This is a genomic window from Streptomyces sp. NPDC023157 (genome assembly GCF_055560575.1).
In genome coordinates this window covers 90578-107372 of the sequence record NZ_JBVHIL010000002.1, presented here as the reverse complement: position 1 = coordinate 107372, position 16795 = coordinate 90578, and the positions used below count along the sequence as shown (strand labels likewise).

16 protein-coding genes are annotated in these 16795 nt (G+C 70.7%); 6 read left to right on the top strand and 10 right to left on the bottom strand.

Features of this window, described 5'->3' with window-relative positions; translation table 11 throughout:
* Window positions 1–255 precede the first annotated feature (255 nt).
* Window positions 256–1743 (bottom strand): MFS transporter, encoded by a 1488-nt coding sequence (locus ACZ3ZE_RS06215; protein WP_467257639.1) that lies wholly within the window; start codon window positions 1741–1743, stop codon window positions 256–258.
* Entirely contained in the window at window positions 1740–2585 is an 846-nt protein-coding gene (locus ACZ3ZE_RS06210) for an alpha/beta hydrolase (RefSeq protein WP_363291308.1), read from the bottom strand. Before ACZ3ZE_RS06210 ends, ACZ3ZE_RS06215 begins: the two co-directional genes overlap by 4 nt.
* Before the next feature lie 92 nt (window positions 2586–2677).
* Between ACZ3ZE_RS06210 and ACZ3ZE_RS06205 the strand changes: the two genes are divergently transcribed.
* On the top strand, window positions 2678–3616 hold the full coding sequence (locus ACZ3ZE_RS06205; RefSeq protein WP_361171069.1) for a LysR family transcriptional regulator: 939 nt from the start codon (window positions 2678–2680) through the stop codon (window positions 3614–3616).
* 118 nt (window positions 3617–3734) lie between these two features.
* Here the strand turns inward: ACZ3ZE_RS06205 and ACZ3ZE_RS06200 are convergent, their stop codons facing one another.
* The 3 genes from ACZ3ZE_RS06200 to ACZ3ZE_RS06190 all read right to left on the bottom strand — a co-directional run bounded on the left by ACZ3ZE_RS06200 (window position 3735) and on the right by ACZ3ZE_RS06190 (window position 4925).
* Window positions 3735–3878, bottom strand: a complete 144-nt coding sequence (locus ACZ3ZE_RS06200) for a hypothetical protein (RefSeq protein WP_361171072.1) — start codon at window positions 3876–3878, stop codon at window positions 3735–3737.
* Window positions 3866–4183: a hypothetical protein gene (locus ACZ3ZE_RS06195; RefSeq protein WP_467257636.1), complete on the bottom strand. Its 318-nt coding sequence runs from the start codon at window positions 4181–4183 to the stop codon at window positions 3866–3868. The genes ACZ3ZE_RS06200 and ACZ3ZE_RS06195 overlap by 13 nt, the downstream gene beginning before the upstream one ends.
* 454 nt (window positions 4184–4637) lie before the next feature.
* A complete protein-coding gene (locus ACZ3ZE_RS06190) occupies window positions 4638–4925 on the bottom strand; it encodes a hypothetical protein (protein WP_467257634.1) in 288 nt (95 codons plus the stop codon).
* A 164-nt stretch (window positions 4926–5089) separates the two neighbouring features.
* Between ACZ3ZE_RS06190 and ACZ3ZE_RS06185 the strand changes: the two genes are divergently transcribed.
* The 5 genes from ACZ3ZE_RS06185 to ACZ3ZE_RS06165 all read left to right on the top strand — a co-directional run bounded on the left by ACZ3ZE_RS06185 (window position 5090) and on the right by ACZ3ZE_RS06165 (window position 10769).
* Window positions 5090–5683 carry a PadR family transcriptional regulator gene (locus ACZ3ZE_RS06185; RefSeq protein WP_361171080.1) on the top strand — a complete coding sequence of 198 codons (594 nt, stop codon included), beginning with the start codon at window positions 5090–5092 and terminating at the stop codon, window positions 5681–5683.
* On the top strand, window positions 5680–7446 hold the full coding sequence (locus ACZ3ZE_RS06180) for a sulfatase (RefSeq protein WP_363291309.1): 1767 nt from the start codon (window positions 5680–5682) through the stop codon (window positions 7444–7446). The genes ACZ3ZE_RS06185 and ACZ3ZE_RS06180 overlap by 4 nt, the downstream gene beginning before the upstream one ends.
* 113 nt (window positions 7447–7559) lie before the next feature.
* On the top strand, window positions 7560–8900 hold the full coding sequence (locus tag ACZ3ZE_RS06175; RefSeq protein WP_467257631.1) for an MFS transporter: 1341 nt from the start codon (window positions 7560–7562) through the stop codon (window positions 8898–8900).
* Between the two features lie 161 nt (window positions 8901–9061).
* Complete coding sequence (locus ACZ3ZE_RS06170; RefSeq protein ID WP_442304552.1) at window positions 9062–9904, top strand: formylglycine-generating enzyme family protein; 843 nt, start codon at window positions 9062–9064, stop codon at window positions 9902–9904.
* 34 nt (window positions 9905–9938) lie between these two features.
* Window positions 9939–10769 carry an SGNH/GDSL hydrolase family protein gene (locus ACZ3ZE_RS06165; protein WP_363291311.1) on the top strand — a complete coding sequence of 277 codons (831 nt, stop codon included), beginning with the start codon at window positions 9939–9941 and terminating at the stop codon, window positions 10767–10769.
* 91 nt (window positions 10770–10860) lie between these two features.
* Here the strand turns inward: ACZ3ZE_RS06165 and ACZ3ZE_RS06160 are convergent, their stop codons facing one another.
* From ACZ3ZE_RS06160 to ACZ3ZE_RS06140, 5 genes are all read right to left on the bottom strand, one after another.
* Window positions 10861–11700 (bottom strand): SDR family NAD(P)-dependent oxidoreductase, encoded by an 840-nt coding sequence (locus ACZ3ZE_RS06160; protein ID WP_467257629.1) that lies wholly within the window; start codon window positions 11698–11700, stop codon window positions 10861–10863.
* A 619-nt stretch (window positions 11701–12319) separates the two neighbouring features.
* Complete coding sequence (locus ACZ3ZE_RS06155) at window positions 12320–13222, bottom strand: HEAT repeat domain-containing protein (protein WP_361171115.1); 903 nt, start codon at window positions 13220–13222, stop codon at window positions 12320–12322.
* Entirely contained in the window at window positions 13219–14106 is an 888-nt protein-coding gene (locus ACZ3ZE_RS06150; RefSeq protein ID WP_467257627.1) for a HEAT repeat domain-containing protein, read from the bottom strand. The genes ACZ3ZE_RS06155 and ACZ3ZE_RS06150 overlap by 4 nt, the downstream gene beginning before the upstream one ends.
* A gap of 2 nt (window positions 14107–14108) precedes the next feature.
* The gene (locus ACZ3ZE_RS06145; RefSeq protein WP_361171121.1) at window positions 14109–14324 is read right to left on the bottom strand and encodes a hypothetical protein; all 216 of its coding nucleotides are present in this window, start codon (window positions 14322–14324) and stop codon (window positions 14109–14111) included.
* 189 nt (window positions 14325–14513) lie between these two features.
* Window positions 14514–16772, bottom strand: a complete 2259-nt coding sequence (locus ACZ3ZE_RS06140; RefSeq protein WP_467257625.1) for a glycoside hydrolase family 3 C-terminal domain-containing protein — start codon at window positions 16770–16772, stop codon at window positions 14514–14516.
* Window positions 16773–16795: the final 23 nt, after the last annotated feature.

Genomic DNA, 16795 nt, shown 5'->3' with positions numbered 1-16795 from the left:
CGTGAGTAGTGGCTTCTGCTGCGATCCAGCTTTCCGCGCCCCGTGAGCCCCGCCTTCGACAGCCGATCATGAGCAGAACGCACGAGAGGCTCTCACCTGTCCGTCGCTCTGAGTACGGCGTGCTGCCGGCCGCTGAGGGCGGGTGGCGCTGCTTTCGGATGCGCTCTCCTGAGTGCCGTGCCGCTCGGCAGAAAGCGCGTTGGCCGAGCGGAAGTCGGGGGGAGAGCTTCAAGTGCCGCGACGATCGACAGCTTCTCAAACCGGCGATCGTCGTCCATGTTCCCTCGGCGATCTGGAGCGGGCACGGCCGACAGGGGGAGGCGAAGGCCGCTGAAGGCCGGCGCTTTGTCTACGTGCCCTTCCGCTGTGAGTGCTGTGGCCGTGAACGGGCTCGGTGCCAGGCCGGTGGTGGAGCCGGAGGCTGATCAGCGCGGTGATGGTGAAGGCGGCGACCTGGTAGAGCATGGCGTGCCGGGACGCGGTGTCCGCATCGGCGGCGGGGGCGTAGTAGGCGAGTCCGGCCGCGGTCACTCCGATGGATCCGCCGAGCTGCTGTGCTGTGGGCAGCAGGCCGGAGACCGAACCGGCTGCGGGGCCGTGCACTTGGGCCAGGACCAGGGTGAACACCGACGCGGTGAAGGCGCCGAACGCGGCTCCGCCGACGGCCAGCACGGGCAGTGCCGCCTGACGTCCCGCCGCCGAGCCGATGAGGGGCACCAGCGCCAGGCACATCCCGGCGAGGATTAGGGACGCGACGGTGAGCACCGACGGCCCGTGCCGGCGGGTGAGAGCGGGCGCGGCTCTGCTGCCGACGACGGCGCCGGCGGCGAACGGTGCCGACGCCAGTGCGGCCGTCAGGGCCGAGTACCCGACAGCGGATTGAAGGTGGAGGAAGAGCAGGTAGGTGAAGGAAGGCACGCCCGTGTTGAACACGAACACCAGCAACGTGCCTCTCCGCGCCGACCGGTCACGCAGCACCGCGGGATGGATCAGCGGATCAGGCCGGTGCGGGAGGCTCCGGACGAAGTGGCCGAGGGCGGCCACAGCCACGGCGAAGCCGGCCCACGTCCACCAGGGCCAGCCTGCTTCCCGCCCCAGCGCCAGGGGCAGGACCACCGCGCCGGCTCCCATGGTGACCAGCAGTGCACCCAGCTTGTCGACGCGGAGTCCGTCCGCTCCGCGGGTGCGGGGCAGCGCGGTAGATCCTGCCAGCGAGGCGAGCGCCACCGGCACGGTGAGGAGCATCACCAGCCGCCAGCCGAGGCCGAAGAGATCGACACTGAGGACGAGTCCGCCGATCAGCGGCCCGGCCAGTGACGCGACGGCCATGGTGGCGCCGTACAGGCCGAAGGCACGCGGCCGGCGCGTCGCAGGAGTGGCGGCCTGGATGAGCGACAGGATCTGGGGGGCGACCAGACCGCTGCCCGCGCCCTGCACCAGCCGGGCAATGATCAGCGATGCGGCGTCGGGGGCACACGCGCCGGCCAGCGAACCCGCGGTGAAGACCACGGTGCCCGCCACGAACAGCCGGCGGTATCCGTACCGGTCGCCCAGCCGTGCGGCGGGGATGAGCAGGCACGCGTACGTCAGGGTGTATCCGGCGAGGACCAGTTGCACGGCGCCGGGACCAGCGCCCAGGCCGGCCTGGATCGCCGGCGCAGCCACCTGGGCGACCGTGACGTTGAGCAGTTGCACAAAAGTGGCGCTGAGCACCACCGGCAGCACGAGGCGTCCGCCGCTCACGGCAGCAGAACCGCGGCGAGCTCGCGGGGCCGGGAGGCGAACGGGCTGTGGCTGCCCGGGAGGGTGCGCACGGTGAACGGGTTGCCGGGCATGGCCCGATCGGCTTCCGCGATCATCAGATCCTGTACGGCCGTCGGCAGCGCCCGATCGTCCGCGCAGCGCAGGAAGGTCCGCGGGACGCGCCCCCAGCGTTGTGGAGTCAGGGTGACCGGGGAGGTGGGGATCGCCAGCGGCAGATCGGGGCTCAGTGCCGAGCGCCAGCGGTCGAAGCGGTCCGGAGCAGTGTCGTGGTAGTGAGTCTGCCGCAGTTCCTCGATGTAGGCGGGATCCTGCGAGAGCGGGTTGATGCGCACAGCGCCCAGTTCTCCGGGGTCACCGAGGTTGAGGCTCTGGCCCCGTGCCGTGGCGTTCTCGGGTGCGCCGAGATAGTCGAAGAACCGGGGCCGTCCGGCAGGCACGAAGGCCGAAAGGTAGACGATCTCGTCGACGAGTTCGGGTGCGCGCTCGACAGCCAAGGACGCGGGGCCGCCGCCCGCGCTGTGCGCGACAAGCACGACGCGACGGTGGTGGCGGGCCCGGCGCAGCGTGTCAAGGACGGCCTCGGCGCTGTCGTCCATCGTCACGGTGGCGAGAGCGGACTTCTCGGTCAGCAGGCCCGGTTGGCCCGGCTGGAGGTATCCGGTGGGCAGTGGCGCGTCGAAGCCGTGCCCCGGCAGGTCGATGGCCATGCTCGCGGCACCGAGGGCGGCGAGTGCGCGCTGCGTCGCCGCCCACTGGCCGGAGCCGTGCCAGGCGCCGTGCACGAAGACGAAGACGGTGTCTGTGGAGGAAGAATCGGTCATGACCGCATTCCACGCGACCCGACCCCGATCATCCAGTGAAAGATCTGACAAGCTGTTTGGCGATACATGTGAGGTATGGCTGGGAGGCCGACATGGAGGCGCGGCACCTGCGGTATGCACTGACCCTCGCGGAGCACGCCCACTTCGGCCGGGCGGCCCGTGCGCTGGGCATCGCGCAGCCTCCGCTGTCCAAACAGATCGCCGACCTGGAACGGGAAGTGGGCGCCCGCTTGTTCGATCGCACCCGCCAGGGGGTGTTTCCGACGGCTGCGGGTGCGGCCTTCCTCTCCAGGGCGCGCAGGGCGCTCGACGAGATCGCGGCGGCCTCGGTCGACGCAGCCAGGGCAGCACGCGGCGAGACGGGACAGCTGCGCCTGGGGTTCATTGCCTCGGCGCTGCTCGAACCCCTGCCGGACGTCCTCGGCCGGTTCGGCCGCGAACGGCCCGACGTCCGGCTGGAACTGCACGAGATGGCGACCAGGCGCAGCACGGTCGCGCTCGTCGCCGGCGAACTGGACGTGGCGATCGGCCTCGGCCGGCCAGGGGGCGTCGGGGCCGAGCAGCTGGTTTCTGTCCCGATCGGACACGACCACCTGGTCGCGGTCGTGAGCAGCACGCACCCGTACGCGGGTCAGTCGTCGGTGGACGTGGACCAGCTGCGGCGACAGCCGCTGATTGTTGCGCCGGGAGAGGACGAGCCGGCCGTTGTCGCCGGGCTGCAGGCCCTCCTGGGCAAGGACTCCCCGGCGCTCTCCGGCGCGACCATCGCGAGGGACATCCACACCATCATCGGCCTCGCAGCCTGCGGGGTGGGCGTCGGTCTGGGACCCTCTCGCATGCTGACGGCCCCACGACGGGGCACGTGGTTCTGCGAGGTGACCCCGCGCACGCCTCTGCCCGATCTGGTCCTGTCCTTCAGTGCCCGGGACCGTTTCCCTGCACTGAACGCCTTCCTCGACGTCATCCGAAAGAACTGCCCCGAGGTCGGCGCCGCGCTCGACCACCGGCTCGGCCCACTCGAACCAGGGTGAGGGCCTTCTGGCAGCGGCCCGCGCCGGACGATGAGCCCGTCCTCGATGTCCAGGAGCCGGGTCCTGGTGCCAAGCGAGCGCGCCGCCCGAGCCAGGAGATCGTTGGCGCCCGTGACCGCTACTGAACGTTACCGCTGCTCATGATCACGCAGCCGGTGTCCGGGGCCGGCTGCGGATTCGTTTCCGGGCGGCGGGCCGCGTGCAGCCGGTACGACAGGGGCTGGTCGGCCTGCGGGGAGTCGATCGTCGTCACCGTGTCCACGACGAGGCCCTGGTCGACGAGGAGGTCTCCCACAGGCGGCGTTCGAGGACCCACGTGGGCATACGGTGCTCCGTGCCCGTGCCGGGCAGCCGCAGGATCTCGGGCCGTGCGATGACGGAGTCGGACGGCCCGTCGCCGCGCGAGTTGGTGTGCAGCGCGCTGAACAGCAGCCGTCCGCCGGGCTTGAGGCGGGTGGCCACGGCAGGCAGCAGGCGGTGCGGACCCAGGAAGGGCATGTCGCTGACGGAGTAGACCAGGTCGTAAGGGCTGGACTCCTGCAGGTGGTCGACGGCGTCGGCGCACACCAGGCGCAGACCGGGGTGTGCGGGCGCGGGACACCGGTGGGATGAACTGGGAGTTTCGGCGTAAGCGCGACCCCTCGTCAAACGGGGCGAGCGAGAGGCGCCTGCCGGGCGGAAGCCCAGGGCAGGCACCCTTTTTGTGCTCTTAAAAGAAGCCGAGTTTCTTCGGCGAGTACGACACCAGCAGGTTCTTCGTCTGCTGGCGGTACAGACTTGGCATCTTTCTGACCAGCACGAACGTCGGTTTCTCCGTGGCGATACCGGAGCGTGGACCGGATATGGTCCGGATCTTGGAGCCGCGGTGGGTGGCACGGGTGAAGAACCGAGCAAGCATCCGTCCTTTCCCGAGGTCCAGGGGCTGGAGAGGGTCGTCGTGACGGCGCATCAGGACGCGTGCGCACGGCCAGGACCGAGCGCCAGTCGCCGTACGCGGAGATCTTGCGGGCACTCTTGAGGGCTATCCGGCGGGGCAGGGCGGCGTCGGTCGGGCCAGTACGGCGTCGTGAAGAGCGAAGGCGGCCGCCACGTCGGTGCAGGAGCGGCCCGTCGAGAGATGACGGGTGGACGGGAGGAACGGTTCGTTCTGACCCAAAAGAGTGCTGGTCCGCGGCGTCCGCTGGATCCGCGCTGAGGCCCACGGGAGGTGCCCGACGACGAAGCCGGGGACGGGGCCGGCGACGTGCCAGGTGAGCTGGTCGGGGATCTGCCAACGGCCGCCCGCTCGCAGTTCATCGCGTGTCGGCATCTGAGGGCTCCGTTCGCCCGCTGTCCTGTCGGGATCGGCCGGTTCTGAACATGAACGGCGAGATACGGCCTTGATAAGTGCGTGCCGGATCCGTTGACGTCTCCCTCCGCAGGCCCTACAACACTAGACACATAGGTGACAGTGCACATAGGGGCGGTGGGTCGGTGAAGTTCGAGTACGTGCTGCTCGCTTTGATCGCGGGACGTCCGCGGAGCGGTTTCGATCTGGGGCGTTGGGTCGAGTCGGAGGGGCAGTTCCTGCGGTCGCGGGCGCATCACAGCCAGATCTACCGGCTGCTCGGCCGGATGACGGCCGACGGCTGGGTGGAGTTCGAGGTCGATCCGCGGGAGGGGCGGCCGGACGCGAAGGTGTACCGGCTCACCCCGCGCGGGCGTGAGGTGCTGTGGGAGTGGGTTCGTTCGCCGTACGAGCCGACCAGCCGGTTCCAGGATCCGGACTTCCTGGCCCGGTTCGCCTTCACCGCACCCCTCGACCGGCAGGCCGCGATCGAGCTGATCGACACCGAACTCGCCTACCGGCGCGCCCAGATCGCCCGCAACCGCGACCGAGACCGCGTCCTGCGCTTCGAGAGCCCGCTCCCCGAGATGGACAAGAGGCTGGCCCAGGAGGTCTTCGACGAGCTGCACGCGTACGGCTCGTCGGCGGTCGACACGTGGGTGGACTGGCTTGAGGGCATGCGACACCGCCTCGAACACCACCGGACGCCGGACACCGAGAGAGGGGATTCCCCCGCATGAAGGCCATCATGGTCATGTTCGACAGCCTCAATCGGCGCATGCTGCCGCCATACGGATCCGACTGGACCCATGCGCCGAACTTCGCGCGCCTCGCCGAACGGGCGGTCACGTACGACAACGCGTACGCGGGCTCCTTGCCCTGCATGCCGGCCCGCAGGGAACTGCACACCGGCCGTCACAACTTCCTGCACCGCAGCTGGGGACCGCTGGAGCCGTTCGACGACTCGATGCCCGAACTGCTCTCGCAGAACGGCGTCTACACCCATCTCGCGAGCGACCATCCGCACTACTGGGAGGACGGCGGAGCGACGTACCACGGCCGGTACAACACCTGGGAGTTCTTCCGCGGGCAGGAGGGCGACCCGTGGAAGGGCCACGTCGCCGACCCCGAGATGCCCGAGGGGCTGAAGCGGATGCGCACGCCCGCGTACCGCCAGGACTGGATCAACCGCTCCTACATGGCGACGGAGGACCGGCATCCGCAGACGCTGACCTTCGACGCCGGCCTGGAGTTCGTCCGCACCAACAAGGACGCCGACCGCTGGTTCGTACAGATCGAGACCTTCGACCCGCACGAGCCCTTCTTCTCCCACCAGCGGTACAAGGACCTCTACCCGCACGCGTACGACGGGCCGCACTTCGACTGGCCCGACTACAAGCGGGTGACCGAGACCGACGATCAGGTGGCGCACGCCCGCTTCGAATACGCGGCGCTGCTGTCCATGTGCGACCGCTCGCTCGGCCGCGTCCTGGACACCATGGACGAACTGGAACTGTGGGACGACACGCTCCTGATCGTCAACACCGACCACGGGTTCCTGCTGGGCGAGAAGGGCTGGTGGGCCAAGTGGGTGCAGCCCTGGTACAACGAGCTCGTCCATCTGCCCCTGTTCGCCTGGGACCCGCGGCATCCGGGGGCGGCGGGCGAGCGGCGTTCGGCGCTCGTGCAGACGATCGACCTGGCGCCCACGATCCTGGAGTACTTCGGCGTCGACCGCCCGGCCGACATGCAGGGCGTCCCGCTGTCGGTCGCCGACGACACTCCCGTACGAGAAGCCGGTCTCTTCGGCGCGCACGGAGGGCACGTCAACGTCACCGACGGCCGGTACGTGTACATGCGGGCGCCCGTCTCCCCGGACAACGCCCCGCTGTACGAACACACGCTGATGCCCACCCACATGCGCGGCCGGTTCAGCCCGGCCGAGCTGGTGGACGCGGAGCTGGCCGAGCCGTTCGGCTTCACCAAGGGCGTCCGTACCCTGCGCACGCCCGGACGCAGCCTCCTCAACCCCTATCAGCACGGCACTCTCCTGTTCGACCTGGAGAGCGATCCGGAGCAACTGGCCCCGCTGGTCGACGACGAGGCCGAGCTGCGCATGGCCTCCCTGCTGGTCGGCCGGCTGCGGGAGAGTGACGCGCCGCCGAGCCAGTACGAGAGGCTCGGGCTGCCCGCCGACGGCCCGGTGACCGAGAAGCACCTGCTGGTGCGTGCCCAGCGCGCCCAGGCCGAGCGGGCCGCGGAAGCGCTGCCGCGTCCCGAGGAGTTCCCGGCCGGGCGGGTGTCGCTGCGGACGCCGATGCGGACGCTGATGTCCGACCCGGTCACCTCCGTCGTATTGCGCAGGCATCTGCCGAGCCTGTTCGACTCCGAGCTCCTCCAGCTCCTCGGGCCCATGCCGCTGATCGACGTCGCGGCGGTAGCGGCCGGGGCCATGCCCCGTGACGCGCTCATGGCGGTCGCCGAGGAACTCGCCACACTCTGAGCCACCGAAGAAATGGCCGGTGACGGGGTTGCAGCCCCGTCACCGGCCGACACACCCCTTTTCCCCGTGCATCTCCAGCGAAGAGACCACACACCTAGAGGAAGCGAGGCGCCATGCCCGAGCTTATCCACGATCCCTCCAGAACCGGACGGGCCCCGAACACCAGAGTTCCCGGCCGCTGGCGGCAGCTGTCGTTCCTGGGCGGCGCCATGCTCGTCGACAACACCGAGGCCGGCATGATCGGCGGCCTCTTCCCGGTGATCCGGCAGGCCCTCGGGCTCTCGCTCGGAGCTCTGGGAGTCCTGACCGCCGCCGGCAAACTGATCGGCGTGATCACCACACCGCTGTGGGTGTGGGCCGCCGAGCGCTGGTCCCGCAAGGCGGTGCTCGTCCTCTGCGCCGGCATGTGGGGCGTATGGGGCATCGCCGCGGGCTTCGCGCAGAACTTCACCCAGCTCCTGCTGTTCTCGACGCTGCTCACCGCGGGATACGCCGGAGCCCACCCGATCATCACCACCTTCGTCGGTGACCTGTTCGACAGCGCCTCCCGCGGCCGGGCCGTCGGCATGCTCTTCGGGGCGACCGCGCTGGCGTCGTCGGTCTTCGCCGCGCTCAAGGGCCAGCTGGCGGGCGTGGAGGACGGGTGGCGCTGGGGCCTGTGGGCGATCGGCACGTTCAGCATCCTCTTCGGCCTGGTGCTGTGGCGGTTCCTGCACGACCCGGGCCGGGGCGCCTCCGAGCCGCAGCTCGCCGACCTCGACCCCGCCACCCGGAACGCCACCGGCCTGGTGAACCGACGCCAGGTCGCCTCCCTCCTGAAGATCCCCACCCTGGTGGTCCTCCTCGTCTCCCGGCTGCTCTCCGGCCACCTCCTCGTCTTCTCCTTCGCCGTCGTCTTCCTCGTCGAGGTCTACGGATTCACCACCCAGACCGCGTCCGTCGTCCTCATGCCCCTGGGGATCGGCTATTTCGCCGGAACGATCCTCGGCGGTCTGGCCGCCGACCGGGCCGCCCGCCTCAGCCCGCGCCACGGCCTGCCCGCCGTGCTCCAGGCGGCCCAGATCCTCTTCGCCGCCCTGGCATTCCTCGGTACCCAGTTCCACTACGGCGGCATCGGGCTGTACGCGCTGTTCTTCGGCCTCATGGGGGTGGCGCAGGGCGTCAACCCGGGCATCAACCGGCCGATGATCATGGCCGTGGTTCCGCCCGAGCTGCGGCCGGCCGCCTTCACCCTCTACATCTCCGTCTTCGAGGCGATCGCCTGGGCCCTGTTCGGGCTCGGCGCCGGCTTCCTCGGCGACGCGATCGGGCTGCGGCCCGTCTTCCTGTGGGTCCTGGTGATCCTGATGCTGGTCAACGGGGCGTTCCTGACCCTGCTGCACCGCACGTACGCCCGCGACACCGCCCGACTGCAGGCCGAACTCGACCAGCGGCGCGAGCAGGCCCTGTCATGAACCAGGGACCCTTCGCGCTGGTGCAGGGCGAGGAGGCGGAACGGTACGCCCCCGGCACCCCGGCCGCCTGCTGCGCACCCGGACGGCGGCCCGGCCTGCCTGACGCGCCTCTTCGGCTGCTCTCGCCACCGAGGCCACGGCACGACACCTCGGCCGTCGGGATGGTGATGCTGCCCGGAGGCGAGTTCCTCATGGGCACGGACGACGCGGAAGGATTTCCCGGCGACGGTGAGGGGCCCATCAGGAGGGTGCGGCTGAAGCCGTTCCTCATCGACACCTGCGCCGTCACCAACGACGCCTTCGCCCGGTTCGTCGCCGACACCGGTCATGTCACCGAAGCCGAACGCTTCGGCTGGTCATACGTGTTCGCCGGCTTTCTGCCCGCCACACTGCGGCGCGGCGCACCACGCCCGGAACGCACCCCGTGGTGGTGCGGAGTGTCCGGGGCCGTCTGGAACAGGCCCGAGGGACCCGGAAGCACCCTGGAAGGGCGCGGAGACCACCCGGTCGTGCACGTCTCCTGGAACGACGCGGCCGCCTACGCGGCCTGGGCCGGCAAGCGTCTGCCGACCGAGGCCGAATGGGAGTACGCCGCCCGCGGGGGCCTGGAGCAGAAGCGCTACCCCTGGGGCGACGAACTCGACCCGGACGGCATCCACCGCTGCAACATCTGGCGGGGAACCTTCCCCACGATGAACACCGCCGCCGACGGCTTCCGCGGCACCGCGCCGGTCGACGCCTTCGAGCCGAACGGATACGGCTTGTACAACACCTCGGGCAACGTATGGGAGTGGTGCGCCGACTGGTGGACCACCAGCCATCCCGCCCGGCGCCCGCCGGACGGGATGGCCGGCCCCGCCACCGGAACCGCGAAGGTCATCCGCGGCGGATCCCACCTGTGCCACCGCTCGTACTGCAACCGCTACCGCGTCGCCGCCCGCACCGCGAACACCCCCGACAGCACCAGCGGCCACGCCGGATTCCGCTGCGCCCGCAGCACCTGAGCACCCCGTCCCGTACGCACCGCCAGGAGACCCCATGCGCAAGAGCCGTACCCTCGGCACGCCCAGAACCCGCGTCCGTGCCCTCGCCGCCGTCCTCGCCGCGCTGACGACCACGGCCCTCGGCCTCACCACGACCGACCCCGCACACGCCGCCCCCGCCACGGGGGTCCACTACGTGGCCCTCGGCGACTCCTACTCCGCCGGCGGCGGCTCCTCGACCACCTACCTCAACGACTGCAACCAGAGCGTCAACTCGTACCCCTACCTCTACAACCGACTCACCGCCCCCGCCAGCTTCGACTTCCAGGCGTGCGGCGCCGCGAAGACCACCGACGTCCTCGACAAGCAGCTGGCTCCGCTGGGCGACACCACCACGCTGGTCAGCATGACCATCGGAGGCAATGACATCGGTCTCGGCACCGTCATGGCCACCTGCCTGTTCGGCACTGACAGCGCCTGCCTCGACGCCATCGCCACCGCCGAGACCACCGCACACGCCGAACTCCCCGGTAAACTCGACACTGTCTACGACGCCATCCGCACCCGCGCCCCACAGGCCCGCGTCGTGATCCTCGGCTACCCGAGGTTCTACGACCTTGCTGCCACCGCCTGCCCCGGCATCAGCGCCACCAAGCGCACCGCGCTCAACAACGGGGCCGACGTCCTCAACAGCGTGATCCGCGACGAGGTCGCCCAGCACAGCGGCTTCGTCTACGAAGACGTCGCCGACCGTTTCACGGGCCACCAACTGTGCGACAGCGCACCCTGGCTCCATGCCCTCAACTGGCCCATCGGGCAGTCCTTCCACCCCAACGCGGCCGGCCAGTCGGGCGCCTACCTGCCCGCCCTCCAGAACGCCGCCTGAACGCGAGCGGGCCACCCGCTCCGACGCGGGCATACTGACGGCCCGGGACCCGCCGCCTGCGGGGCCCGGGCCGGCGGGCGTCCGGCCTGTGTCAGGTCAGCGGCTCGGTGTGGCGGACAAGAGCGTCGTCCGCCAGCCGCCACCACTCCTCCAGCTGGCCACGGAACTGTTCCAGGCCCTCGGACGGCAGCGCGAAGACGATCTCCGCGTCGGCGAGGAGGCCCGCGACCGCTCGCCGGGCCACCTCGTCGACGCCGATCGCGAGTGGGACGTCGCCGGTCCCGAAGGGTTCGTCGGCGCGGCGGCCGAACCGTCCGGGGCGGTTGCGCTGGGAGTCCAGGATGCGGGTGTCGGCCTGGCCGGGGCACAGCAGGGTCACGCCGAAGCCCTGCTCCCGCAGCTCGTGTCTCAGCCCCTGGGTCACGGCGACGATGGCCTGCTTGGTGGCGGTGTAGAGGGCGGTGAAGGAGGGGTCTGCCAGGAACGCGTGCGTGGACGCGGTGTTCATCACGTGCTTCCAGCCGGTCTGCGCACGCATCCGCGGCAGGAATGACTGCAGGCTGTTGAGGAGCCCCTCGACGTTGACGGACGCCAGCCATCGCCAGTCGCCCAGGGAGGAGTCCTCGATGGTGCCGAAGAGCAGCACGCCGGCGTTGTTGCAGAGCAGTTCCACCGATCCGTATTCCTCGTACGCGGCCTGAGCCAGCCGCTCGACCGAATCGGGGTCGCTGACGTCGACGGCCACCGCCAGTGCCGTGCCGCCGCGCTGTCTGAGCCCGGCGGCGACGCGCTGCGCGCCCTCGTAGTCGATATCGGCGACCACGATCGCCATTCCGCGGTCGGACAGCTCGGCGCAAAGGGCCGCGCCGATCCCGCTGGCGCCGCCGGTCACGAGTGCCGTGCGCCCTTCGAGCTCTGCAGGTGCGGGCATGGTCATCCTCCGGGATTCGAATGGGGGCGAGGGAGACTTGCGGGCGCCGCTACCTCACGTATCGCTCGGCGAAGTCCGCGAGGGCGTCCACCATCGCCTCCAGCGAAGGCCCCGGCGGCGTCAGCGCGTGGACGTCGTTCATCCAGGGCGCGCAGAACAGATCCGTGACGCCCCATTCCTCCAGCTGGGCGCACGTCGTCGGGGTGGGGTCCGCCAGCGCGACGGCGGGCCCGACGCGAAGGTGTACTCGCTGACCGAGGAGGGCCGCGAGGCGCTGTGGGAGTGGGCCCGCTCGCCGTATCAGCCGTCGCCGCGCCTGGCGGACCCCGACTTCGTGCTGCGCTTCCTGTTCGCCGGCCTTCTCGACCGGGACATCGCCATCTCGGTCGTACGCACCGAACTGGAGTACCGCTCAACGACGCCAGTCCGACCGGGACCCTGGACGAGGTCTCCGCGGACTTCCGGCCACAGCTTCCCGAGATCGACCCCGCGTGGGCCCGGCAGCTGTTCATCTCGGCCCACGAATACGGGTTCTCCCAGCACGCCTCCTACATCACGTGGCTGCAACTCACGCTCGCGCGCCTGCAGAACCACCGCACCACCTGACGGAGACGGGCACTCATGGGGTCCCCTCCTTCCTGTCCCACTCGTCCAGGGTGCGCAGCGCGTGGGCGCGGACGGCCGGGTGGGGGTCGTGGGCGGCGCGTTCGAGGGCGGGGAGGGCCTGGGTTCCGGTGTTCCGGCCGAGGTTCTCCAGGGCCGCGTGGCGGACCGCGGGCGCGGGGTGGTGGGCGGTGAGGTGTTCCAGCAGCGAGGTGTTCCGGTCGTCCGCGAGGTGGCCGGCGAGGTCGCACAGCAGGCGGTGCGCGGAGACGGCCCGGCTGTGGTTCGTGCGGGTGATGGTGGAGGTGGCGGGGTCGAAGAAGCGTTGCTCGGCCAGGGGGTCGGGGTTGTCGAGCAGGAGGTTCAGCGACACCGACAGTTCGGCGGGGTGGTGCTGGGTGTGGATGTCACGGCTTGCCCGGTAGTACATGATCTTGCCGGGCGGGAGCGTGGTGTGTTCGAGGTAGGTCAGGTCGACGGGTTCGCCGGGGTGGCCGTCGACGGCTGTGGGGTCGTACTCCCAGATGGTGGTGGCGTATCCGGGGCCAAGGTGTCCGACGGTCAGGAACGAGAAGTTGTGGTCGTGCGGGGTTTCGTAGGAGTGCAGGGCCTGTTCCTCGTCGGCGGTCAGTGAGCTGGGCGGCATCCAGATGTTGGCGCGGACCAGGAAGCCCTCCCCGCGGCCCAGGAGCAGGCTCTGTCCCGCGTAGCGGTTGTCGGACTGCCAGGTGGCCAGGTCGGCCAGCTCCTGGTTGAGGTGGTCGACCAGCAGGTCGGTGTTGTCGCTCAGCGCGCGCAGCGCGCCGGCGGATTCCAGGACGGAGTCCGGGTCGTGGGGGTCGACGGTGGCGCGGATGTGGTCGAGGTAGTCGGCCAGGTCCAGGGTTCCGGACTCGGCCGGGGGCAGGGTATGGGTCACGCGGGGGCCTGGGATTTCGGGACCAGGGCCTGGACGGCGGCCTGGCGGACCTCGGGATGCGGGTCGTGGGCGGCGTCGTGGAGGAGTTGTCGGCCGGCCGCCGGATCGATGCGGTGCACGGCGCGGATCGCTTCCCACCGCACCTCGTGCGACGGGTGCCCGGCGAGCGATCGCAGGACGGGCAGGGAGGAGGGCCGGCGGCAGGCGGCGAGCAGGCGGACGGTGTACGTCAGGCGGGACGCCGTGCCGTCCGTGCTGATCATCCGCACCGGCCTGAGCGTGGCCCGGTCGTAGGCGAACCGGTAGGACAGATGCGGATCGGCGGCGAACACCAGGTGCACCAGCCCTCTGCCACTTGCCGTCAGAAGCGCCACCTGGGAACCCGCGCTGAGGGTGAACACCTGCCCCGGCCGCAGAAGGTGCCGGCCACGGGGTGTGAGCCGAGCCGCCGGGGCGAGGAGATCGGGGCGGTTCCCGGCCGGCCGGTCGAAGCACTCCATGCTCCCGCCTTCCCGTGCGCCGGAGGGGACGGCGAGCATGTAGTCGGCCGCTGAGGTGACCAGCAGATTCTCCGGCAGCGAAGGCACTGTCGCCCGCAGCGTCAGAGACCAGCCCGACCCCCGCGCAAGCACGAAGGACCCGCCGTCGAACCCTGCCACCCGGTGCCGGTGCCCGGCCTCGACAGCGCGGCGCAACAGCCGGTGCACCGTCTCCGTCACCGTGCCTGACCGTGCCAGCTCCCCGAACAGGCCACGGCAGCCGGCCAGCGACGGCCGTGCGCCGTCGGCAGCCAGCTGCCGGTCGACCCTTTCACCGAACGCGGCGAACAGCCCGTCACCCGCCGAAGGACCGGAGTCCCTCGGCGAGGTGACCTGATCAGCCATCGCTACTGCTTCTCACCGCCGTCGGAGACGCCCCACCCGAAGATGGTCGGCTCCCACGCGACCAGGTTCTCGACCGACCCGACCATGCCACCGACCGGCGCCACAGGCGTCGCCAGGTCGGGAAGCTCACCCTCGCCGCAGGAGCCCACCGGGACGCCGGACGAGGCACCCGATCCCGTACCCGCTACGGCCGTGTTCTTGACGACACCACTGCTCACGCGCTGACTCCCTGATGACTGAGGAACTGGACCAGTACTCGACGGACCGTGCAACGATCACAGTCCGTCCAGGTCACGGCCGGTACCCGCGTGTGCGTGGAGGGCTCGGTGCTGTTCGTTCAGGGGCCGAACGGCGGAGGACGGTTCATGTCCGCGGCGTGCCCTGCCTGTCTCCCGGCCGAGGCTCGATCACGAGGGCCGGGCGTGCTGCGCTCCCTCCTCGGCCAGGTGCGCGGCCAATCGCTCGACGGTCTCCGGGGTGAGTTCCGGGACGAGTCCGCACAGCTTGAGGAGCGGTACACCTCGGGCCAGGACGAGCAGTTCGGGGTTGTCCTGCGCGAGCTCGATGGGGACGGACGCCTGTTCCAGCGCCTGGCGGACGGCCGGTCCGCCGACGGGGTGGTCGAGCCATTCGCCGAGGGTGGACATCGCGGTGAGATCGTGGCCCCGGCCGTCGCCCGGCGTGGTCAGGACGGTGCGGAGCCGGATGTCGCGTGAGGAGGCACCGACCTCGACGGTGAAGGCTCCGGGGCTGATGCGCCGGCGGTTGCGGCCGGTGGACCACTGGGCCAGGTCGCGGCCGGTGAGCTCGAAGCGCGCGCGGCCGGACGCGCCCGGCTCCAGGCCTATCTTGGCGAAGCCGCGGAGTTCATGGCGGGGGCGGGTCGGACGGGCCTCGTCGTGGGCGACGTACAGCTGGGCGACCTCGTGGGCATGGCGGGTGCCGGTGTTGGTGAGCGTGACTTCGACCGTCCACCGGTTGTCGCCGGTCTGCTCCGCCGTCAGGTCGCTGTAGGCGAAGGTGGTGTAGGTCAGGCCGTGGCCGAAGGGGTAGGCGACGGGCCGGTCGAGGGTGTCGTAGTGGCGGTATCCGACGTAACGGCCCTCGCCGTGGAAGACGTGCCCGTCAGCGCCGGGGAAGTACAGGTGGGAGGGGACGTCCTCGAGTCGGTGGGGAATGGTTTCGGTGAGCCGGCCCGAGGGGCTGTGACGTCCGAGGAGGAGGTCGGCCAGGGCGGCGCCGCCGGCCTGGCCCGGCAGCCATCCTTCGAGGACGGCCTGGGCGTGCTCCTCCCATTCGGAGACCGACACGACACCGCCGTTGGCCAGGACCACGGCCACCCGTGCGCACGTACCGGCGATCTCGCGGAGGAGGTCGAGCTGCGCTGTGGGCAGACCGATGTGCGTACGGTCCAGGCCCTCGGTCTCGGCCGCCTCGGGCAGGCCGAGGAAGACCAGTGCGACGTCCGCGCGGGCCGCGAGGGCGACGGCCTCGGAGACGAGTGCGGGGTCGCGCTCCCCGTCGAGGGTGAATCCGGGCGCGAAGGCGACCTCCGTGTCCGGGCCGACTGCTTCGCGCAGCGCGTCCAGGGGGCTGTCGGTGCGGGTGGGCTCGACGTGGGAGCTGCCCCCGCCCTGGAAGCGGAGCGTGCGGGCGAACTCACCGATGACGGCGATGTGCTGACGTGCCGTCGGGTCCAGCGGGAGCAGGCCGCCGTCGTTCTTCAGCAGGACGGCCGAGGAACGGGCCGCCTCGCGGGCCAGCTCGTGGTGGGCGCCGACGTCCCAGTCCTCGAAGCGGGCCGCCCGGTCGACCCGGTCGCGCAGGGTCAGCAGCCGACCCGCCGCGGTGGACACCACCGTGGGGTCCAGCCGGCCCTCGCGCACCGCTGTCACGATCTGGTCGTCGGTGCCGGTGGGCGGCATCTCCAGGTCGAGCCCGGCGGCCAGTGCCGCGACACGGTCGTTCACGGCGCCCCAGTCCGACATCACCAGGCCGTCGAAACCCCACTCCTCGCGCAGGACCTCGGTGAGCAGCCGACGGTGCTGGCTTGCGTGGACGCCGTTGACCCTGTTGTACGAGCACATCACCGCGTACGGCTTCGCCTCGCGCACGATGTGCTCGAACGCGGGCAGGTAGATCTCGCGCAGCGTCTGCTCGTCGACGTCCGCGCTCACCCGCATGCGGTCCGTCTCCTGGTTGTTCACGGCGAAGTGCTTGACGCACGCTCCGACGCCCAGGGACTGGATGCCCTCGACGATCGCCGCGCCCATCACCCCGCTGATGTGCGGGTCCTCGGAGAAGTACTCGAAGTTCCGGCCGCACAGCGGACTGCGCTTGATGTTGACGCCCGGCCCGAGGACGACGTCGACGCCCAGGGCGGACGCCTCGCGGGCGATCGCGGCGCCGACGCGGACGGCGAGCGCAGGGTCCCAGGAGGAACCGAGCGTGACGGCGGGCGGGAAACAGGTGGCGGGCCGACTGCCCTGGATGCCGAGCGGATCGCCCGGGACGTCCTTCTGTCGGCGGATCCCGTGGGGACCGTCGGACAGGGTGAGGGCGCGCACCACGTCCCGTACCGGTGTGGTGTTCCAGGTGGTGCTGCCGGAGGTCAGGGACGCCTGTTCCTCCAGCGTGAGCCGGTCGGTTGCCGCGTCGGCCGTCATGTCGTCTCCCCTCGGTGAGATGC

Coding starts and splice junctions, on each gene's coding strand:
- ACZ3ZE_RS06205 (WP_361171069.1), top strand. CDS start 2,678: ATGGAGGCGCGGCACCTGCGGTATGCACTGACCCTCGCGGAGCACGCC.
- ACZ3ZE_RS06170 (WP_442304552.1), top strand. CDS start 9,062: ATGGTGATGCTGCCCGGAGGCGAGTTCCTCATGGGCACGGACGACGCG.
- ACZ3ZE_RS06180 (WP_363291309.1), top strand. CDS start 5,680: ATGAAGGCCATCATGGTCATGTTCGACAGCCTCAATCGGCGCATGCTG.
- ACZ3ZE_RS06140 (WP_467257625.1), bottom strand. CDS start 16,772: ATGACGGCCGACGCGGCAACCGACCGGCTCACGCTGGAGGAACAGGCG.
- ACZ3ZE_RS06210 (WP_363291308.1), bottom strand. CDS start 2,585: ATGACCGATTCTTCCTCCACAGACACCGTCTTCGTCTTCGTGCACGGC.
- ACZ3ZE_RS06190 (WP_467257634.1), bottom strand. CDS start 4,925: ATGCCGACACGCGATGAACTGCGAGCGGGCGGCCGTTGGCAGATCCCC.
- ACZ3ZE_RS06160 (WP_467257629.1), bottom strand. CDS start 11,700: ATGCCCGCACCTGCAGAGCTCGAAGGGCGCACGGCACTCGTGACCGGC.
- ACZ3ZE_RS06175 (WP_467257631.1), top strand. CDS start 7,560: ATGCCCGAGCTTATCCACGATCCCTCCAGAACCGGACGGGCCCCGAAC.
- ACZ3ZE_RS06165 (WP_363291311.1), top strand. CDS start 9,939: ATGCGCAAGAGCCGTACCCTCGGCACGCCCAGAACCCGCGTCCGTGCC.
- ACZ3ZE_RS06150 (WP_467257627.1), bottom strand. CDS start 14,106: ATGGCTGATCAGGTCACCTCGCCGAGGGACTCCGGTCCTTCGGCGGGT.